At 63.8% G+C, this 14,629-nt stretch carries 15 protein-coding genes; 8 read left to right on the top strand and 7 right to left on the bottom strand.

Features of this window, described 5'->3' with window-relative positions; genetic code table 11:
* The first annotated feature begins 1,877 nt into the window (after positions 1-1,877).
* The 3 genes from crcB (at position 1,878) to Q1M07_RS13825 (ending at position 3,923) form a co-directional block, all read left to right on the top strand.
* Complete coding sequence (crcB, locus tag Q1M07_RS13835; RefSeq protein ID WP_300454498.1) at positions 1,878-2,264, top strand: fluoride efflux transporter CrcB; 387 nt, start codon at positions 1,878-1,880, stop codon at positions 2,262-2,264.
* Between the two features lie 74 nt (positions 2,265-2,338).
* Positions 2,339-2,692, top strand: a complete 354-nt coding sequence (locus Q1M07_RS13830; RefSeq protein ID WP_300454497.1) for a DUF190 domain-containing protein — start codon at positions 2,339-2,341, stop codon at positions 2,690-2,692.
* A gap of 52 nt (positions 2,693-2,744) precedes the next feature.
* Positions 2,745-3,923 carry an MFS transporter gene (locus Q1M07_RS13825; RefSeq protein WP_300454496.1) on the top strand — a complete coding sequence of 393 codons (1,179 nt, stop codon included), beginning with the start codon at positions 2,745-2,747 and terminating at the stop codon, positions 3,921-3,923.
* Here the strand turns inward: Q1M07_RS13825 and Q1M07_RS13820 are convergent.
* From Q1M07_RS13820 to Q1M07_RS13795, 6 genes are all read right to left on the bottom strand, one after another.
* Entirely contained in the window at positions 3,917-4,324 is a 408-nt protein-coding gene (locus tag Q1M07_RS13820) for a DUF4332 domain-containing protein (RefSeq protein ID WP_300454495.1), read from the bottom strand. The genes Q1M07_RS13825 and Q1M07_RS13820 overlap by 7 nt on opposite strands.
* 111 nt (positions 4,325-4,435) lie before the next feature.
* Entirely contained in the window at positions 4,436-5,398 is a 963-nt protein-coding gene (locus Q1M07_RS13815) for a DMT family transporter (protein WP_300454494.1), read from the bottom strand.
* A 33-nt stretch (positions 5,399-5,431) separates the two neighbouring features.
* Positions 5,432-5,884, bottom strand: a complete 453-nt coding sequence (locus tag Q1M07_RS13810) for an SCP2 sterol-binding domain-containing protein (protein ID WP_300454493.1) — start codon at positions 5,882-5,884, stop codon at positions 5,432-5,434.
* Positions 5,881-6,804, bottom strand: coding sequence for a U32 family peptidase (locus Q1M07_RS13805; protein ID WP_300454492.1), 924 nt, complete (start codon positions 6,802-6,804; stop codon positions 5,881-5,883). The genes Q1M07_RS13810 and Q1M07_RS13805 overlap by 4 nt, the downstream gene beginning before the upstream one ends.
* A 13-nt stretch (positions 6,805-6,817) precedes the next feature.
* On the bottom strand, positions 6,818-7,831 hold the full coding sequence (locus tag Q1M07_RS13800; protein ID WP_300454491.1) for a peptidase U32 family protein: 1,014 nt from the start codon (positions 7,829-7,831) through the stop codon (positions 6,818-6,820).
* A gap of 64 nt (positions 7,832-7,895) precedes the next feature.
* The gene (locus tag Q1M07_RS13795; RefSeq protein ID WP_366984125.1) at positions 7,896-8,723 is read right to left on the bottom strand and encodes a helical backbone metal receptor; all 828 of its coding nucleotides are present in this window, start codon (positions 8,721-8,723) and stop codon (positions 7,896-7,898) included.
* A gap of 36 nt (positions 8,724-8,759) precedes the next feature.
* Here Q1M07_RS13795 and Q1M07_RS13790 point away from each other — a divergent pair, with 36 nt between their 5' ends.
* The 4 genes from Q1M07_RS13790 to Q1M07_RS13775 all read left to right on the top strand — a co-directional run bounded on the left by Q1M07_RS13790 (position 8,760) and on the right by Q1M07_RS13775 (position 14,062).
* Positions 8,760-9,485, top strand: a complete 726-nt coding sequence (locus Q1M07_RS13790; RefSeq protein ID WP_300454490.1) for an SDR family NAD(P)-dependent oxidoreductase — start codon at positions 8,760-8,762, stop codon at positions 9,483-9,485.
* Between the two features lie 372 nt (positions 9,486-9,857).
* Entirely contained in the window at positions 9,858-10,973 is a 1,116-nt protein-coding gene (locus Q1M07_RS13785; protein ID WP_300454489.1) for a glycosyltransferase family 2 protein, read from the top strand.
* A gap of 10 nt (positions 10,974-10,983) precedes the next feature.
* Positions 10,984-12,855, top strand: coding sequence for a hypothetical protein (locus tag Q1M07_RS13780; protein ID WP_300454488.1), 1,872 nt, complete (start codon positions 10,984-10,986; stop codon positions 12,853-12,855).
* A gap of 103 nt (positions 12,856-12,958) precedes the next feature.
* Positions 12,959-14,062, top strand: coding sequence for an acyltransferase (locus tag Q1M07_RS13775; RefSeq protein ID WP_300454487.1), 1,104 nt, complete (start codon positions 12,959-12,961; stop codon positions 14,060-14,062).
* On the opposite strand, the gene Q1M07_RS13770 is transcribed toward Q1M07_RS13775, so the two are convergent.
* A complete protein-coding gene (locus tag Q1M07_RS13770; RefSeq protein ID WP_366984124.1) occupies positions 14,059-14,202 on the bottom strand; it encodes a hypothetical protein in 144 nt (47 codons plus the stop codon). The genes Q1M07_RS13775 and Q1M07_RS13770 overlap by 4 nt on opposite strands.
* Positions 14,203-14,273: 71 nt before the next feature.
* On the opposite strand from Q1M07_RS13770, the gene Q1M07_RS13765 reads away from it, so the two are divergent.
* Positions 14,274-14,629 (top strand): winged helix-turn-helix domain-containing protein (locus Q1M07_RS13765; protein ID WP_300454486.1); only part of this gene is annotated, 356 nt, incomplete at its 3' end.

The raw sequence follows: 14,629 nt of genomic DNA, 5'->3' as shown, positions 1-14,629 counted from the left end.
GCGACCCTCGATCGGCTACGCCATAACGCCTATTGCCTGACCCTTGACGGCGATTCCTATCGCTCGCCAAAGTTGGCGCCGACGGCCCCCAAATCAGCACCGCAAAAACAGGTAAAATCCCCCCCTCTTTAAGCCCCGATTTAGCCCGTTTTTACCTCTTCAAACTGGCTCCATTACGCCGATCATCGGTGGCTCCATTACGGCGATCAATGACAGTTAGCGCATTGCAAGCGCCAGACAGAGAGCCACGGCGGTAGGTGGAGGCGCGTTTTCGGTCTGGCGAAGAGTATTCTTTCGACGATTTATCGGACAAGCGCAGACCAGTGGCCGGCTTTCAGCAACTGCGGCGAAGTGGCCGGCACATGGTCAAGATCCTTGCGAATGCTGGCAATCATTGCCTTGATCTGATCTCCTGCCGCATGGGAAAGGGTGAGCAACAGGCGGGACTGCCCGGCGTGCTGAGTTAGGTGGGCGACACCGGAGAGTAACATCGGGCGGCTGGTGATCGGGCAGGTTTAAAGCAGTCGTTCAAGGTTTCCATACGGGTCAACGTCCGATCTTTCATATACAACGGACCGAATGGATCGAAACACCGACGTCGATTTTGGCTGAACTGAGATGCTCACGCAGATAAGGCGAGCGGGAGCAATCGGTCGCGAGCAGTCCTAAAGCGAATTCGGAAGCGGTCATTGGTCGGCACGGAGCTTTGACTACCCCGTCAATGGCAGCACCGGCCACCGGGCAGACGCTCACGCTGGCGACGACCAAGGCGGGCAACTGGCCCAGAGTGGCTCACCAGCCAGAGATTCAGCATTTCTCGCTCGCTGACATGGCGCCGCTGTTTCCAGTGCCTACCAATGCCACGAATCAACCGCTTGAACGGACCACGTATAAGCTGTTGATTCATAACGGCACATTTCAATGGACTCGTGGACTTCGGGCCTCCGAGAGGCGCAAGGCCGGAGAGAAGAATGGCGCGGAGAGAGTGACAACGGCCAAATCCGGGTGCCCGTGCGCAGCGACGAAGTCCACAGGAACCCGCGCGAACCCGTGCAAACACGCAGGAGTAGGCAAAAAAAGACCAACCCGATGAGGGGTTGGTCTTCTGGTTTGGTGGGCCCGCAGGGATTTGAACCCTGGACCAAAGGATTATGCTTACCACTACGACTTTCGTCGCCCCGGCTGGGTTCGTGGTCTGGACTATACCTTCCCATTACAGGCTGGCCGTCTAGTCTCTACACCTTTCCCTTTTTTGTCAGGGACTTGGCTCGGTATCGGCGTGTCCTGACGGAGTTAGCGTTCACCGAATTTGACCAGTTCTACCCGTTACCAGCGGGACGCTGGCGGCGGGCAACCCGTGAGGTGATCTGAGTATCGGACGATACTCAGAACGACCCTCCTTAAGTCCTCTGCTCTAACCAACTGAGCTACAGGCCCGAGGCGCTATTCTACAGCCTTGAGCACCTCGGGCCCGCGACATTTTTTATCTGGAGCCTCTTGACGCGCCCCTTGAATAAGCCATATGTCATATCTTATACGCATCACGTGAAGCGGTGCCCTGAAGAGTTCTCGCGCTGGCTGAACGAGGTACATCCGACGATCCAGGCCCGCGCCGTGGCCGAGAGGGCCGATTCTTGGGGGATGCAGCGAGGGTCGGAGACAATGCCCACTGGGTGCGTGGCCACGCCTCCGCGGGACAAACGCCCATCGCGGCTATTCAGACCGTGAACCGCGGTGCTATATTCCATTCCCCGGGAGGCGACGGGTTTCGCCCACCGGGATAAGGCTGACGACGGCCGAACGGGTCTCCGCCGTGCTCGACGTGGACTCTCGTTCCGCCTCTGCGCAGGTTGCCAACATGTCCTCGGAACGGGTGTATGTGGAAATCGATCCTCGCCATCTCCGTCGGTGCCGCGCTGGGCGCGTTGCTGCGCTGGCAGCTCGGGATCAAGCTCAACAGTCTGTTCCCGACCCTGCCGCCTGGCACCCTCGTCGCCAACCTGATCGGTGCCTACGTGATCGGCCTGGCGATCGCCTTTTTCGCCTCGTTCTCGGCCCTCCCGCCGGAGTGGCGCTTGTTCATCATCACCGGCTTCTGCGGCGGCCTGACGACCTTCTCGACCTTCTCCGCCGAACTGACGACCGTGCTGCAGCAGGGAAGGATTTCCTGGGCGCTCGGTATCGTTGCGGCCCACGTCGTGGGTTCGGTCCTGATGACCTGCGCCGGCATCGCCACCGTTTCCTGGGCCAGGCCAGCGACATGAATCGGCGTTGCCACGGCGACAAGGAGGCACGCCGAGCGACGACGGCGCACGTCGAGGAGCGACGAGGGTAAAACATGGACGGCTCATTCCTGAGGTTCTACGTTCACGAAACGCAAACCCATGGCGGCGTTCTGCTCTGGGAATGGCTGCTCGAGCGGGGTAATTTTCTCGGCGTTCGTGGTGGATCGGCGTTCCGGGTGATCGGCGGTTTCGGACGGCGCCATGCCTTGCACGAAGAGCGCTTTTTCGAGCTCGCCGGCAGCGGCACGATAGAAGTCGAGTTCGTGGTCAGCGAGGCGGAAGAGCAACGCTTGCTCGATCTGATTCGTCGCGCGGGCGTTCGTGTCTTCTACGCACGCATCCCGGCACGCTTCGGAATCGTCAATCCGGATGCCAAGGATTGTACCGCCGGAAGCACCGACGACTAGCCGGAAAAGCCCTACCCGGCGCGCACACGCGCGCCGCGTAAAGGAGGAAAGCGTGCTGCAAAGCCTGCGTGAATTGCCGCGTACCGTCTGGCTGCTCGGCCTGGTGAGTTTCTTCAACGATTCGACCAGCGAGCTGATCTACCCGCTGGTGCCGCTTTACCTCGCCTCGGTGTTGATGGCCGGACCGCGCACGCTGGGAATCATTGAGGGTGTCGTCGAAGCGGCGGCCAGCCTGTTGAAGCTCCTGTCCGGCGTGCTCGCCGACCGCAGACGCTCGGCCAAACCCTGGGTCGTCGGCGGTTACGCCTTGGCCGCCATAGCTCGCCCTTTGCTCGCCTTCGCCACCTCGTGGCCGATGGTGCTGGCGCTACGCCTCGCCGACCGGGTTGGCAAGGGCCTGCGTTCGTCTCCACGTGACGCCCTGCTCGCGCTGACGGTCTCCGCGGACAGGCGCGGCCTGGCGTTCGGGTTTCACCGTAGCCTGGACAACGCCGGCGCCGTCGTCGGGCCGCTGCTGGCCGCCTGGCTGCTGGCGGAAAAAGTGCCCTTACCGACGATCTTCCTTTGCGCCTCGGTCAGCGGCGTCATCACGGTCGCCCTCGCTCTCGCCGTCGATGAACCGGCGCGCGCCCCGGCCGTCCCCGGCCAGCCCTTGCGCTGGTCGCTGCACGGCCTGCCCCGGTCGTTCGAACGCTACCTGGCCGTGCTGGCGCTGTTCACACTCGGCAATTCGTCGAACATGTTTCTGCTCCTGCGCGCCAGGGATCTGGGCCTGGCCGAGTATCAGGTGCCACTGCTCTGGGCGCTGGTGTCGCTGACGGCAGCGCTGTTCTCGACGCCGCTGTCCGCGCTCTCGGACCGGTTCGGGCGAACACGCCTGATCGTCGGTGGCTGGGGAGTGTACGGCGTGTTCTACCTGCTGCTCGGTGCAAACAGCCAGACGGCGCTGCTCTGGCCGCTGTTCGCCATCTACGGACTATTCATGGCGGCCACCGAAGGAGCCGAAAAGGCCTTGGTCGCCGACCTGGTGGGCGGCGACCACCTCGGCACGGCCTATGGCTGGTTCAACCTGACCACCGGGCTGATGCTGTTGCCAGCCTCGATCGTCTTCGGCTGGCTATGGCAAGCGATCAGCCCGCTGGCGGCCTTCGGCTTTTCTGCCGCCTGCTCTCTGCTGGCCGCCCTCCTGCTGGCCACCTGGGCTGGGCAACAGGCGAGCGACGGTCAATAGCTCAAGGTCTTGGGAAGCTCCTTCGCCTGCTGCACCCAGGACTCGACCATGGCCAGCGAGGGCGTCTGTTTGGCCACCTGATCGTCGGCGTTGGTCTGCACGATTTTGGCGTGCAGGTTGTCGGCGCGACGGGTCGCCAGCTCCTTGACGGTATCGACCCCGGCCTTTTCGAGCAGGTCCGAATACACCCCGGAAACTCCCTTGATACGGGCCAGATCAGCCCGGTTGGCAAGCTCGAGAATGACTCGAGCATCGCAGCCGCAGGTTCCGGCGAGCGACTTCCTCTGCGCTGGCTCGGCGGCCGCGGCGAGGAATTGCTCGTTGTTGGAGATCCCGAGTTCCTTGAGCTTCTCGATAATGGCCGGTGTGCTTCCGCGCAGGTCTTTGACGGGGACTGTCATGTCGGCTTTCTCCTCTGGTAGGGTGTGGAAAACGAAGTAGTGTTGTCGGACGGATCGCCAGCCACGCGATCCCTGGTTTCGACGAAAGCGATTCTAATACCAGCGCGCACGCTACGGGCCGTCGGCGCGGCGAAACGCTCGCACGCCGAGTATCACGCCCCCGATGAGCAGCGCGATGCCGGCCAACGCGTCGCTGCCGGGAAGGGCTCCGCGCCAAATGAAGGCGTAGGCGAAAGCGGCCAAGGTCTCGAAAACGATCAACTGACCGGCGAGAGCCGTCGGCAGCAGCTTGCTCGCCCGATTCCAGAGCAGCGTGCCCAACCACGAGGCACACAAACCGAGAGTCAGCATCAGTCCGACGTAGCGCGTGGCTTGCGGTCCGAAGGGGAAATCGAAGCGGTCCGCGGCAGACAGGTAGTAGCCCGCGGCGGCCATGCCGACAATGGCCAGCGGCAAAGTCGCCAGGCCCTGCGCGATCGACCAGGTGCCCGAAGCCAGCGCCGGCCGCCGGCGCAGCCAGCGCGAGTTGCGCACCGGGTACCAGGTCCAGGCCGCCACCGCGGCCAACCCAGACAAGGCGCCAAGCCAGTAGTCGCGGGCACTGCGGCCGGCGGCGAGCTGCGACAACTCGTGATGATTCAGCAGAGCGATGCCGGCGGCGATTACCCCCAAAGAAGGCAGCAGGCGTCGCCAAGGCAGTGCGTCGTCACCGAAGTTGGCGACGAGGGCGATGACGATCGGCAAGGTTCCGATGAGCGCCGTCGGCAGGGGAGCGTCGGCAAGCTGGATGGCGGCCGACAGGAAGAGGTAGTAAAGGATGTTGCCGACGAGCGCCAGTTCGCCCGCCATCAGCCAGTCCTCGCGCCGCAGCTCGCCCAGGCGCCGCAGGTCGGTCGCGGCGAGGCACAGGGCGATGACGCCGAAACCGAGGTAGCGGCCAAAGGAAAGCATCGCCGGCGGATAATCCGGCAGCATCAGCGGAACGACGAAAACCAGCCCCCAGAGCAGACCGGCGCCGAGCGCGCAGGCGATGCCCTCGACGAGCTGGCGCCTGGCCGTTGGTGGCGAGTGCATGCCCTCGCCGGCGACTTCGCCCGCGCCGTCCGCCTAAAAGCGAGCGCTCGGCAGCCCCGGCAGGCGCGGCCACTCGACGGCATCCAGCAGGTTCTTGACCAGCAGGCCGAGCTCGGTATCGCCGACGATGGCCAACTCGCGCTGGAAAAACAACGTGTCGGGATCCTCCTGGCGAACCAGCAACTGCAGAAAGGCCGACAGGTTGGCGCGGAACGACAGATCGGGGGTTTCCGGAACCGCGAAGAGTGGCCGAAAGCGCCCGCCGCGATAGGTAAAGCAAGCCTGGCCTCCGGCGTCGAGCACTTCGACGAGGAAGGTTCGCCCATCGAGCGGCGTCAGACGGTCTTCCTCGAGCAGCCCGAGCTTGAGCGCCGCGTTGAGCGCCGTCGCCAGCGCCAGCGAGTGCGGCCACTGCGGCAAATGCACGCCGACTGCCGAAACCAGGCCCGGCAGTCGGAAACGAGGAATCGAAAAGCCCTGGCTCATGAAGCGCGTCCTTCCCGCGTGGCGAAAGTGGCCGGTTGCTGCCGGACGATGCCGGCCTGTCCGAACCAGTAGCCGTCGACCAGACCCTCGCGCGCCCAGCCCGAAGTCTCGACATCGACCGCCTGTCCGTGGCGTGCAGCGTCGAAAGCGGCAATTATCGCCGACATCGCCGGCGCTTGTGGGCTGAGGCGTACGACCTCGACGCCCATCGCCCGCAATTCCGGCAATTGCGACAACAAGTTGTAGGTCTGCGCCGACATCGTCTGGATGCCGTTGATGGTCAGGAAGGGCTGCCCTTCGCGCGTGCGCAGCGTCAGCCCCTCGGGATGTTCGAGGCACTTGAACTGACAGTCGTCTTTGTTGAGGTGATAGCGGCGCGCCGTGAAACAGCGGGCCGAAAAAGCGAGCGGCAGCTTGCCGAACGCGAAGACTTCCGTCGCCACGCCGGCCGGACGACTGCGGTGCAGCGCCTCGATCAGGCGCCGGCCGCCTTCCAGCGGTGGCACCCAGCGACGCATGCCGTAGGCGGCGAAGGTGGCCAGCGTCTCTTCGTTGTAGATGTTCAGGTGCGGCCCGGCGACGAACGGCCGACCCGCGGCGACGTTGACCGCTCCGAGGTCGTTGGCCTCGAGCAGGCAGCCGGGCAGCCCGCTCAACTCGTCGACCAGTCGCCGCAAGGTCTTGAGGTCGCTTTCCGACTCCAGGAGGGCCTGCGCCGCGACCACCACTTCCTTGCCGGCGCCGACCAGATCGCGCGCCAGACCGATCCAATCGGCGACGCGAAGCTGCTGGCGGCGCGAGCAGACGACTTCGCCGATGGCGACGATGTCGACCGCCGGATTTTCGGCGATTTGGGCGTAGAACTCGAAGACTTCGTGCCGGGGCCAGAAGTAGAGCAGCGGTCCGAGAGCGAGTTTCATCGATGCGTCGCTCCTAGCGCCACGGCCGGTTGTAGGCGCCGAGCGTCACTTGGCTGCCTTCCGAAACTTTGGCCAGTTCGGCCTGCCAAGCCGGTCTGACGTGGAAATGCCGGCTGTCGCGCGCCAGTTCGTCGAGCGCCGCGCGCAGCGTGCGCGTCACCTGGGCGACGTAGGCCGGACTGCGCTGTCGTCCCTCGACCTTGACCGCCGCAACGCCGATCTCGGCAATCGCCGGCAGGATTTCGAGAACGTTCAGGCTGGTCGGCTCTTCGAGCGCGTAGTAGGTCTCGCCATCGACTTCGAAGCGGCCTTTGCACAGCGTCGGGTAACCGGCCGATTCGTCGTCGCCGAAGCTGTCGATGAGAACGCCGTTCAGCCGCGTCGTCATTCGGCCGGGCGACCGTTCCCACTTGACGAATTTCGCTGGCGAGCAGGCGCCGACGGTATTCGGCGATTCGCCGGTGGCGTAGGACGACAGCCAGCAACGCCCCTCGTTCATGACGCACAGGCTGCCGAAAGCAAAGACTTCGATTTCGACCGGTGTGTGGCGGATCACGGTCTCGACCTGCGCCAGCGTCAACACGCGCGGCAGCACCACGCGCCGGACGCCGAACTCGCGGTGAGCGAAATTCACCGCTTCGTAACTTGTCGCCGAACCCTGTACCGAAAGGTGCAGGCGCAACCCGGAATGACGCTTGCTGGCGTAGTCGAGGAGGCCGACATCGGCCAGAATCACAGCGTCCACACCGAGCTCGGCGGCCCCATCGACGGCGTCCCGCCACTCGGCGAAGCGCCCCGGTTGGGCAAAAGTGTTGATCGCCATCAACACCTGACGACCACGCGACTGAGCGTAGCGGATTCCTTCGACCATCGTCCGGCGGTCGAAATTGAGACCGGCAAAGTTGCGCGCGTTGGTATCGTTCCGGTAACCGAGATAGACCGCGTCGGCACCGTTGTCGACGGCCGCCCTGAGCGCCGGCAGGCTGCCGGCGGGGCAAACGAGTTGGGGAATTTTCGCGCCTGGCATGGGAGTCCTCGTCGAGCACAGCGCTGCAGTATAGTCGGCACGGCGCGGTGGAACTTGACGGCGGTCAAGTTGCCGCAGAATTGGCGAGTTCGGCCCGCAGTCGGCGCAGGTACGGCAAACCGGCGATGGCCCGCGTGCCGTACCAGGAAACCATTTCGCCGTCGATCAGCGCGACGCGGACGGCTGCCAGTTCGCCGGCCGCCTGACGCTGCCGCAGTTCGCGCAGATGTTTGTCGCGAAAGGGATAGGGCTCGCTCGACAGAAGGACGACGTCGACCTCCCGGGACAGCGCCGGCAGGTCGATCTCCGGGTAGCGGACGAGGCTTACGAAAGGCAGCGTATCCCAGCCGACGGCGGCCAGCACGCGCGAGATGTAGGTATCGCGCGCGACGCTCATCCAGGGTTGGCGCCAGATCAGGTACAACACCTTCTGCCGCGGCACGCTGGCGGCCCACACAGCCGTAGCCACCCATTCGCGCTCGAACGCGCGACACAACTCGTCGGCCTCGCGCTCGCGGCCGAAAACGCCCCCAAGCAAGCGATACAGATCCAGGTTGTCGCGCGGCGCCAGGGGATGGGTTACGATGACGTGCGGCACGAAGTCGTAGAGCGCCGCGACTTCTTCGCGACGATTTTCATCGACGTTGACCACGACGTGCGTCGGCTGCAGCGCGCGCAACCGGGCCAGCGAAAAGCCCTTGGTACCGCCGACCTTCGGCAGGTGCCGGACCAAGGGCCGCGGATGGACACAGAAACCGGTGCGGCCGACCACGCTGTCGGCCAGTCCGATTGCGCACAGCAGTTCGGTCAGGCTGGGAACCAGCGAGACGATCCGCGGACGGCCCGGGTAGCGCTCGTGCCGCTTGCCGAGCGCATCAGGCCATTGCATCATGCAGGCTCCGGAATCAAGCAAGAACAGGAGGAAGTGATGCTAGCGCAGAAACTCGCCGTCGTGACCGGTGCCGCCCGCGGCCTCGGCTTTTCCGTGGCCCGCGAACTGGCCGCCGCCGGCTGCCTGGTGCTGATGGTCGGGCGCACGGCCGAGGCGATCGATCAGGCCGCCCGGGAACTGCAGGAATCGGGCCACACCGTGCTGCCGCACGTCGCCGACGTGACTGACGCCAGCGCCGTCGCGGCGCTCGCCGCCCGCTTGCGGCGCGAGTTCGGACGGGCCGACATTCTGGTCAATAACGCCGGCGTCCTGCTCGAACCGAAAGACTTCGCCGTGCCGCAGAGCGCCAGTGTTCTAGTCGTCGACCCGGAGATCGTCGCGCTGACCTACGCCTGCAACGCGCTGGCCCCGCTGCGCCTCATCCAGGCAATCGTGCCGCTGATGCGCGACCAGGGCTGGGGGCGCATCGTCAATGTCTCGTCGAGCATGGGACAACTGGCCGAGATGAGCGGCTGCTGGCCTGGCTACCGGATGTCCAAGGCGGCGCTCAACGCCCTGACGCGCCTTACCGCCAATGAACTGGACGGCGACCGGATCAAGGTCAATGCCGTCTGCCCAGGCTGGTGCCGCACCGCGATGGGTGGTCAGGACGCCCCGCGCAGCGCCGACGAAGGGGCGCGCGGGATCGTCTGGGCCGCGCTGCTGCCCGACGATGGCCCGAGCGGCGGCTTCTTTCGCGACGGCAAGCCGCTCGACTGGTAGACCAGAAGTGCGCCGAGCGATGGCGCCGCACACCTGGCGGCCCATCGCTCGCCCGGCGCCCCGATACCGCGTGCGCCGGACCCGTCCAACCGCCGCGCTCGCTTTCAGGGACCGCGCCAAACCGACATCGACGGCTTTGTGCGTTAAGTCACAACCCTATCGCTGCAAGCCCTATTGCCTTTCGGGAAGCGTGATATTCTCCGGCCTTAATTCAGGGGCTTGGCAACGCGCGACAGAAGAGGAATCCCGCCGGACTTAGCCAGACGCCCGCCTTGAGCGGGCGCGGCGCCTGCCGGACCCACCTGGCCGGCGCCCATCCCGATGGCGACCCAATACCCTGAAGCCCTCGTCGGCCTACCAAAGGGAAACAGATTGAAGACGGTAATCATCATCCCGACTTACAACGAGCGGGCGAATATCGGGCCCATGCTGGCCGCACTGCAAAAACAGTTCATCGGGATGGCGCACGACATGCATGTCCTGGTGGTCGACGACAGCTCGCCCGACGGCACCGCGGATGTCGTTCGCGAAGTACAGCAACGCTGCGCCAACGTTCATCTGATCATGGGACAGAAAGCCGGCCTGGGCGTCGCCTATATCCGCGGCATGACGCACGCCATGACCGACCTGCAGGCCGACGTCGTCTTCGAGATGGACGCCGACTTTTCGCACAAGCCCGAGGATGTCCCGCGACTGATGAAGGAAATCGATCACGGAGCGGACTTCGTCATCGGCAGCCGCTACGTTCCCGGAGGAACGATCCCCAAAGAATGGGGGCTGCTGCGCAAACTGAACTCCTGGGGTGGTAATCTGGTCGCCCGTCACGTCGCCGGAATACCGCGCGTCCGGGATTGCACGGCCGGCTTCCGGGCCATTCGCACCACCCTGCTGAAGAAGATCGATTTCAACAAGCTGCGCGTGCAAGGCTACGGTTTTCAGGTGGCTCTGCTGCACGCGGCGGTGGTGCGGGGAGGCCGGGTGGTCGAAGTTCCGGTCGATTTCATCGACCGCACCCATGGCGAGTCGAAACTGGGCCTGCGCGATATTTTCGAGTTCGTGCTCAACGCCTGGTGGATTCGCTACAACAGCCTGAAGACTTTCATCAAGTTTCTGATCACCGGCGCCAGCGGAGTGGTGGTCAATCTCGGCATGTTCACCCTGCTCCTGGCGATGGGGATGAACAAGTACATCGCGTCGCCGATCGCGATCGAAATATCGATCATTTCGAATTTTCTGCTCAACAACTACTGGACTTTCCGCTGGCGCAACGCGAAAGGCGGCGTGCGCCAGAAAGGGCTCAAATTCAACGCGGTGTCCATCCTTTCGCTCGGTTTGAGCTACGGCACCTTCGTCGGCGCCTCGATCGCCTTTCCCGAACTGCCGCCGCAACTGAACCAGTTTCTCGGCATCATCCCGGCGACTTTGGTCAACTATTTCCTGAATTCCTACTGGACCTTCAAACATGTCGAACCTGGCCGGGGCGAGTGAGCGCCGGCGGATGCCAAGCCCTCGGCACATCTTGGCGGCAGCGCTTCGACCGCTCGTCGAGTGGATTTTCCAGGGCGCCGGTGCACAGACCGCGATCGACGGAGCAACGCCCCCACTAGCCGTCAGTGAGCGGCAAAAGACTGGCGCTTGGCTGCTTTTTCTCGCCTTGGCAATGCTTTTCCACGCGCCGCATGTCGTTTTTCACCACTCGGAAACGACGATCGACTTCTTCTTGCACTACAACTGGACGAAGGAGTTCGTCGAGTCCATCCAGTTGGGCGACCTCTACCCGAGATGGATTCATCACGGGAGTTACGGCCTGGGCGAACCGGCGCTGCTTTACTATTCGCCGCTGTACTACTGGTCGGCCGGCCTTTTCTCGCTCGCCGGCGGGACGACCTGGCTGGCGATGCACGTCGCAGAAGTCCTTTCGAGCACGGTTTTCGCTTGGTTTGTCTTTCGTGCCATCGCCTATCATGTCCGTTTCCGGCTCGCCCTGGTGGGCGGATGTCTGGCCTTGTTCAATCCCTTTTTCGTCCTGCTGCAGTACAAGTTCCACGGATTTCCGTGGAGCTTCGCCTTCGCAGCCTATGGTCTCCTGCTCTGGGCGCTGCTCCGGCCGCGTGACGAATCTCCGTCGATCAACGTCTGGGCCGCCGTAGCGATCGGCATCGCCACCTTGTCGCATACCGTAAGTGCGCTGATGGCCTTGATCTGTTTCAGCGTCGCGGCACTGGTCGCGCTCCCCGGACGGCGGCGGCTGTCCGACCGTCTGCGCACGCTGCTCGGCTGGCTGGCGACGGCTGCCCTGGGCTTGTCGCTGAGTGCCATCTACCTCTGGCCCGCGCTGGCCTCGATGAATCTGATCGGTTCCGCCGCGTGGACGAAGAATTACGTTCCCTGGTCGGCCTTCTCGTTTCCCCTATTCACCCAGGTGAATGGATACTTCTGGCCCGCTTTCCAGTGGCCGATTTCCGTCTGGGCGGCAGCGACACTGATTTTGCCGCTGATCTACCTCGTCAAGGCGGCGCCGGCCAATCCTCATTTCAACTACGCCGCCCAGATCATGGCCGCCAGCGGCCTGACGGCCCTGTTCTTCGCATCGGAACTGTCCTATCTGCTGTGGTTGCCGGACACGCCGCTGCGGAAAATCCAGTTTCCCTTCCGTTTCATTTCCATCGTCTCGATCGCCGGCATCGTTCTCTGCTGCCTGGCGGCAGAGGTCGCGGCCAGGCAGCCGCGCCCGGTGTGGCGCACCGTGTTCGGCGTTCTTCTCATGCTGGCTCTGGCGCTCAGCGGGCTACTGTTCGTCCGCGCCAGTTACCTCGACGGACACGCGCTACCGGTCGCCATACGGGACAACCAGCACACCTTCCTGAAGTTCCAGAAGAACTTCCTGACCACCGGCGAGCACGGAAGATGCCCCGACGGCGATACGCTGTGCGCCGAAACGAGGCGCCAGGCCAATTCCTTCATGGGACTTCCGGAGTATACGATTGCCACGCAGGGGCCGCACTGGCTCGATTTTTCCCGTTTCGGATTCGAACGCGACTGTACCGCGGAGCGACGAAGCTGCCTCGAGTTGCCGCGCACCCGGACCGGCAGGCACTGGCAGATCACGCTCGCCTCGCCGGGAAGCGTGCGCCTGCCTCAATTCGACTTTCCGGCCTGGCAGGTGTGGGTCGATGGGGTTCCGGTTGCCCACCGGACCGACGCCGCAACCGGGGTGATCGCCGTGGATCTCGGCAGCGGCCCGCACACGATCAGCGTCGTCTGGCGGCGGCTGACTGCGGAATGGGTCGGCCTGCTGGTCAGCGCCACCGCGTTACTGGTCATCGTCGGCCTCATCTGGCATCGCAGACGCGAAGGCGGCCGGGAATGAGCTTGAATCCGCCGCCCGGAAAGCGGCTCGCCGCGCCCGTCGTCGCCGCGGCGGCCGCCGACCGTGGCCCGCTTCCTTCACTCGTCGCCAGGGCCGGAGCACGATGAAACCCGGCCTGTCGCTCTATCTGGACTTGTTCCGCTTTGCGGCCGCGCTGATCGTTCTTCTCTCGCACGCCTCCTATGTCCCCTACTCGGGAGCCGGCCTGCGCTGGCTGTATCCGTACGGACACGTCGCGGTGATGGCCTTTTTTGTCCTCTCCGGGTATGTCATCGCGTTCACGGTGGACTACAAGCACAAGGCGATGGACGATTATCTGATCGCCCGGCTCGCACGCCTGCTGTCGGTGGTCATTCCGGCGATGATTCTCACCCCGCTGCTCGATGCGATCGGCATCCTCGTCGCGCCACAGATGTATCAGCACATTCCCAATTCGTACCCGGTGCTGCGCGTCCTGGCCACCCTGCTGTTCATGCAGGAATCCTGGTCGCTGTCCCTGAGTTATTTCAGCGACACGCCGCTGTGGTCCGTGGCCTACGAGTTCTGGTACTACATGATATTCGGAGTCGCTTTTTTTTATTCCGGCCGCCGCCGCGTGCTTGGACTGGCGATCATCGCGCTGCTCATCGGCCCGCGCATTTTCGTGCTGCTGCCGATCTGGTGGTTGGGTGTCGTCGCCTATCGCCTGCATTCTGCCGGGACTTTCGTGATCGGCCGGCGGCTGGCCAGGGTGCTGTTCGTTTCCTCGCTCGCGCTCATCGTGCTGCTCACCTCGCACCCGCTTGGCGACGACCTGGGCCGGCTACTGCACGTCATGAAGAACTTTCCCGCGGCCAACGAGTTTCTCACCTGGTCGCGCTTCTTTCTCTACGATTACCTTATCGGATTGCTGTTCTTCGTACACATCGCGAGCGCCAGGTACGTGATCGACGAACGCATCGGAGACCACCTGCAGCGCGCCAAGGCCGGGATTCGCTTCCTGGCCGGCGTCACTTTCTCGATTTATCTCTACCACCTGCCGCTGATGTATTTCCTGAAGGCGGTAATCGGCTACGACACGGCGTCACTCGCCAACGGCCTGCTGGCCAGCGGCAGCGTCATCGTGTGCTGTTTCCTGTTGGCGAGATTCACCGAACACAAGAAAGCCTTCCTCCAGCAACGGCTGACCACCTTGTCGGCGTTCGCGAGCAAGCGACTTGCCGGTTAGCCCGGCCGCCGGCCGGTTTTCACTTCGACCGTGACCGCCATGCCCGGCGACAACTGGACGACCTTGCCGTCGACCGGCATCGTCGTGCGGCCGAGCTGAACGCGTGTCGAGTAGAAATCCGGCCCTAAAATAAGCGGCATGTGATATGATATAAGGATAAAAAATTGATGCGCGCAAGCTGACACCGAAAGGTCGCAAGCGGCTACGGGAGATGGTGATCGGGCTTCGCAAGCAGTCGGGGATGGGGGTTGCTGAATTGTCGGCGGTATCCGGGGTACATCCGACGACGATCAAGACGTGGCTGACGCGAGCCCGGCGGGAAGGCGAAGGATCATTAGGCGAGAAGCGACGCGGTCGTCCGGTGGGCACCCATCGGAAATTGAAGATGACGGACGAGATGTGGCTGCGCGACCGGATCGTCGGGAGTACGCCGCAGCAGATGAAACTGCCGCTTGCCTTGTGGAGCCGTCCGGCGATCAGGGCGCTGATTGCTGAGCGATTCGGCATCGAGATGCAGAACCGGCTGGTAGGGAAGTACCTCAAGCGCTGGGGCTTCACGCCGCAACG

Origin of the sequence: Accumulibacter sp., assembly GCF_029255285.1 — a bacterium.
Classification (GTDB): domain Bacteria; phylum Pseudomonadota; class Gammaproteobacteria; order Burkholderiales; family Rhodocyclaceae; genus Accumulibacter.
Note: the sequence above shows the minus strand (reverse complement) of the source record. Positions and strands in the feature narration are given on the sequence as shown.

Bases quoted from the DNA above. Each gene is read 5' to 3' on its own strand.
- Q1M07_RS13830 (WP_300454497.1), top strand. From the start codon at position 2,339: ATGGACGGCTCATTCCTGAGGTTCTACGTTCACGAAACGCAAACCCAT.
- Q1M07_RS13815 (WP_300454494.1), bottom strand. From the start codon at position 5,398: ATGCACTCGCCACCAACGGCCAGGCGCCAGCTCGTCGAGGGCATCGCC.
- Q1M07_RS13805 (WP_300454492.1), bottom strand. From the start codon at position 6,804: ATGAAACTCGCTCTCGGACCGCTGCTCTACTTCTGGCCCCGGCACGAA.
- Q1M07_RS13770 (WP_366984124.1), bottom strand. From the start codon at position 14,202: ATGCCGCTTATTTTAGGGCCGGATTTCTACTCGACACGCGTTCAGCTC.
- Q1M07_RS13820 (WP_300454495.1), bottom strand. From the start codon at position 4,324: ATGACAGTCCCCGTCAAAGACCTGCGCGGAAGCACACCGGCCATTATC.
- Q1M07_RS13800 (WP_300454491.1), bottom strand. From the start codon at position 7,831: ATGCCAGGCGCGAAAATTCCCCAACTCGTTTGCCCCGCCGGCAGCCTG.
- Q1M07_RS13795 (WP_366984125.1), bottom strand. From the start codon at position 8,723: ATGATGCAATGGCCTGATGCGCTCGGCAAGCGGCACGAGCGCTACCCG.
- crcB (WP_300454498.1), top strand. From the start codon at position 1,878: ATGTGGAAATCGATCCTCGCCATCTCCGTCGGTGCCGCGCTGGGCGCG.
- Q1M07_RS13790 (WP_300454490.1), top strand. From the start codon at position 8,760: ATGCTAGCGCAGAAACTCGCCGTCGTGACCGGTGCCGCCCGCGGCCTC.
- Q1M07_RS13775 (WP_300454487.1), top strand. From the start codon at position 12,959: ATGAAACCCGGCCTGTCGCTCTATCTGGACTTGTTCCGCTTTGCGGCC.
- Q1M07_RS13810 (WP_300454493.1), bottom strand. From the start codon at position 5,884: ATGAGCCAGGGCTTTTCGATTCCTCGTTTCCGACTGCCGGGCCTGGTT.
- Q1M07_RS13780 (WP_300454488.1), top strand. From the start codon at position 10,984: ATGCCAAGCCCTCGGCACATCTTGGCGGCAGCGCTTCGACCGCTCGTC.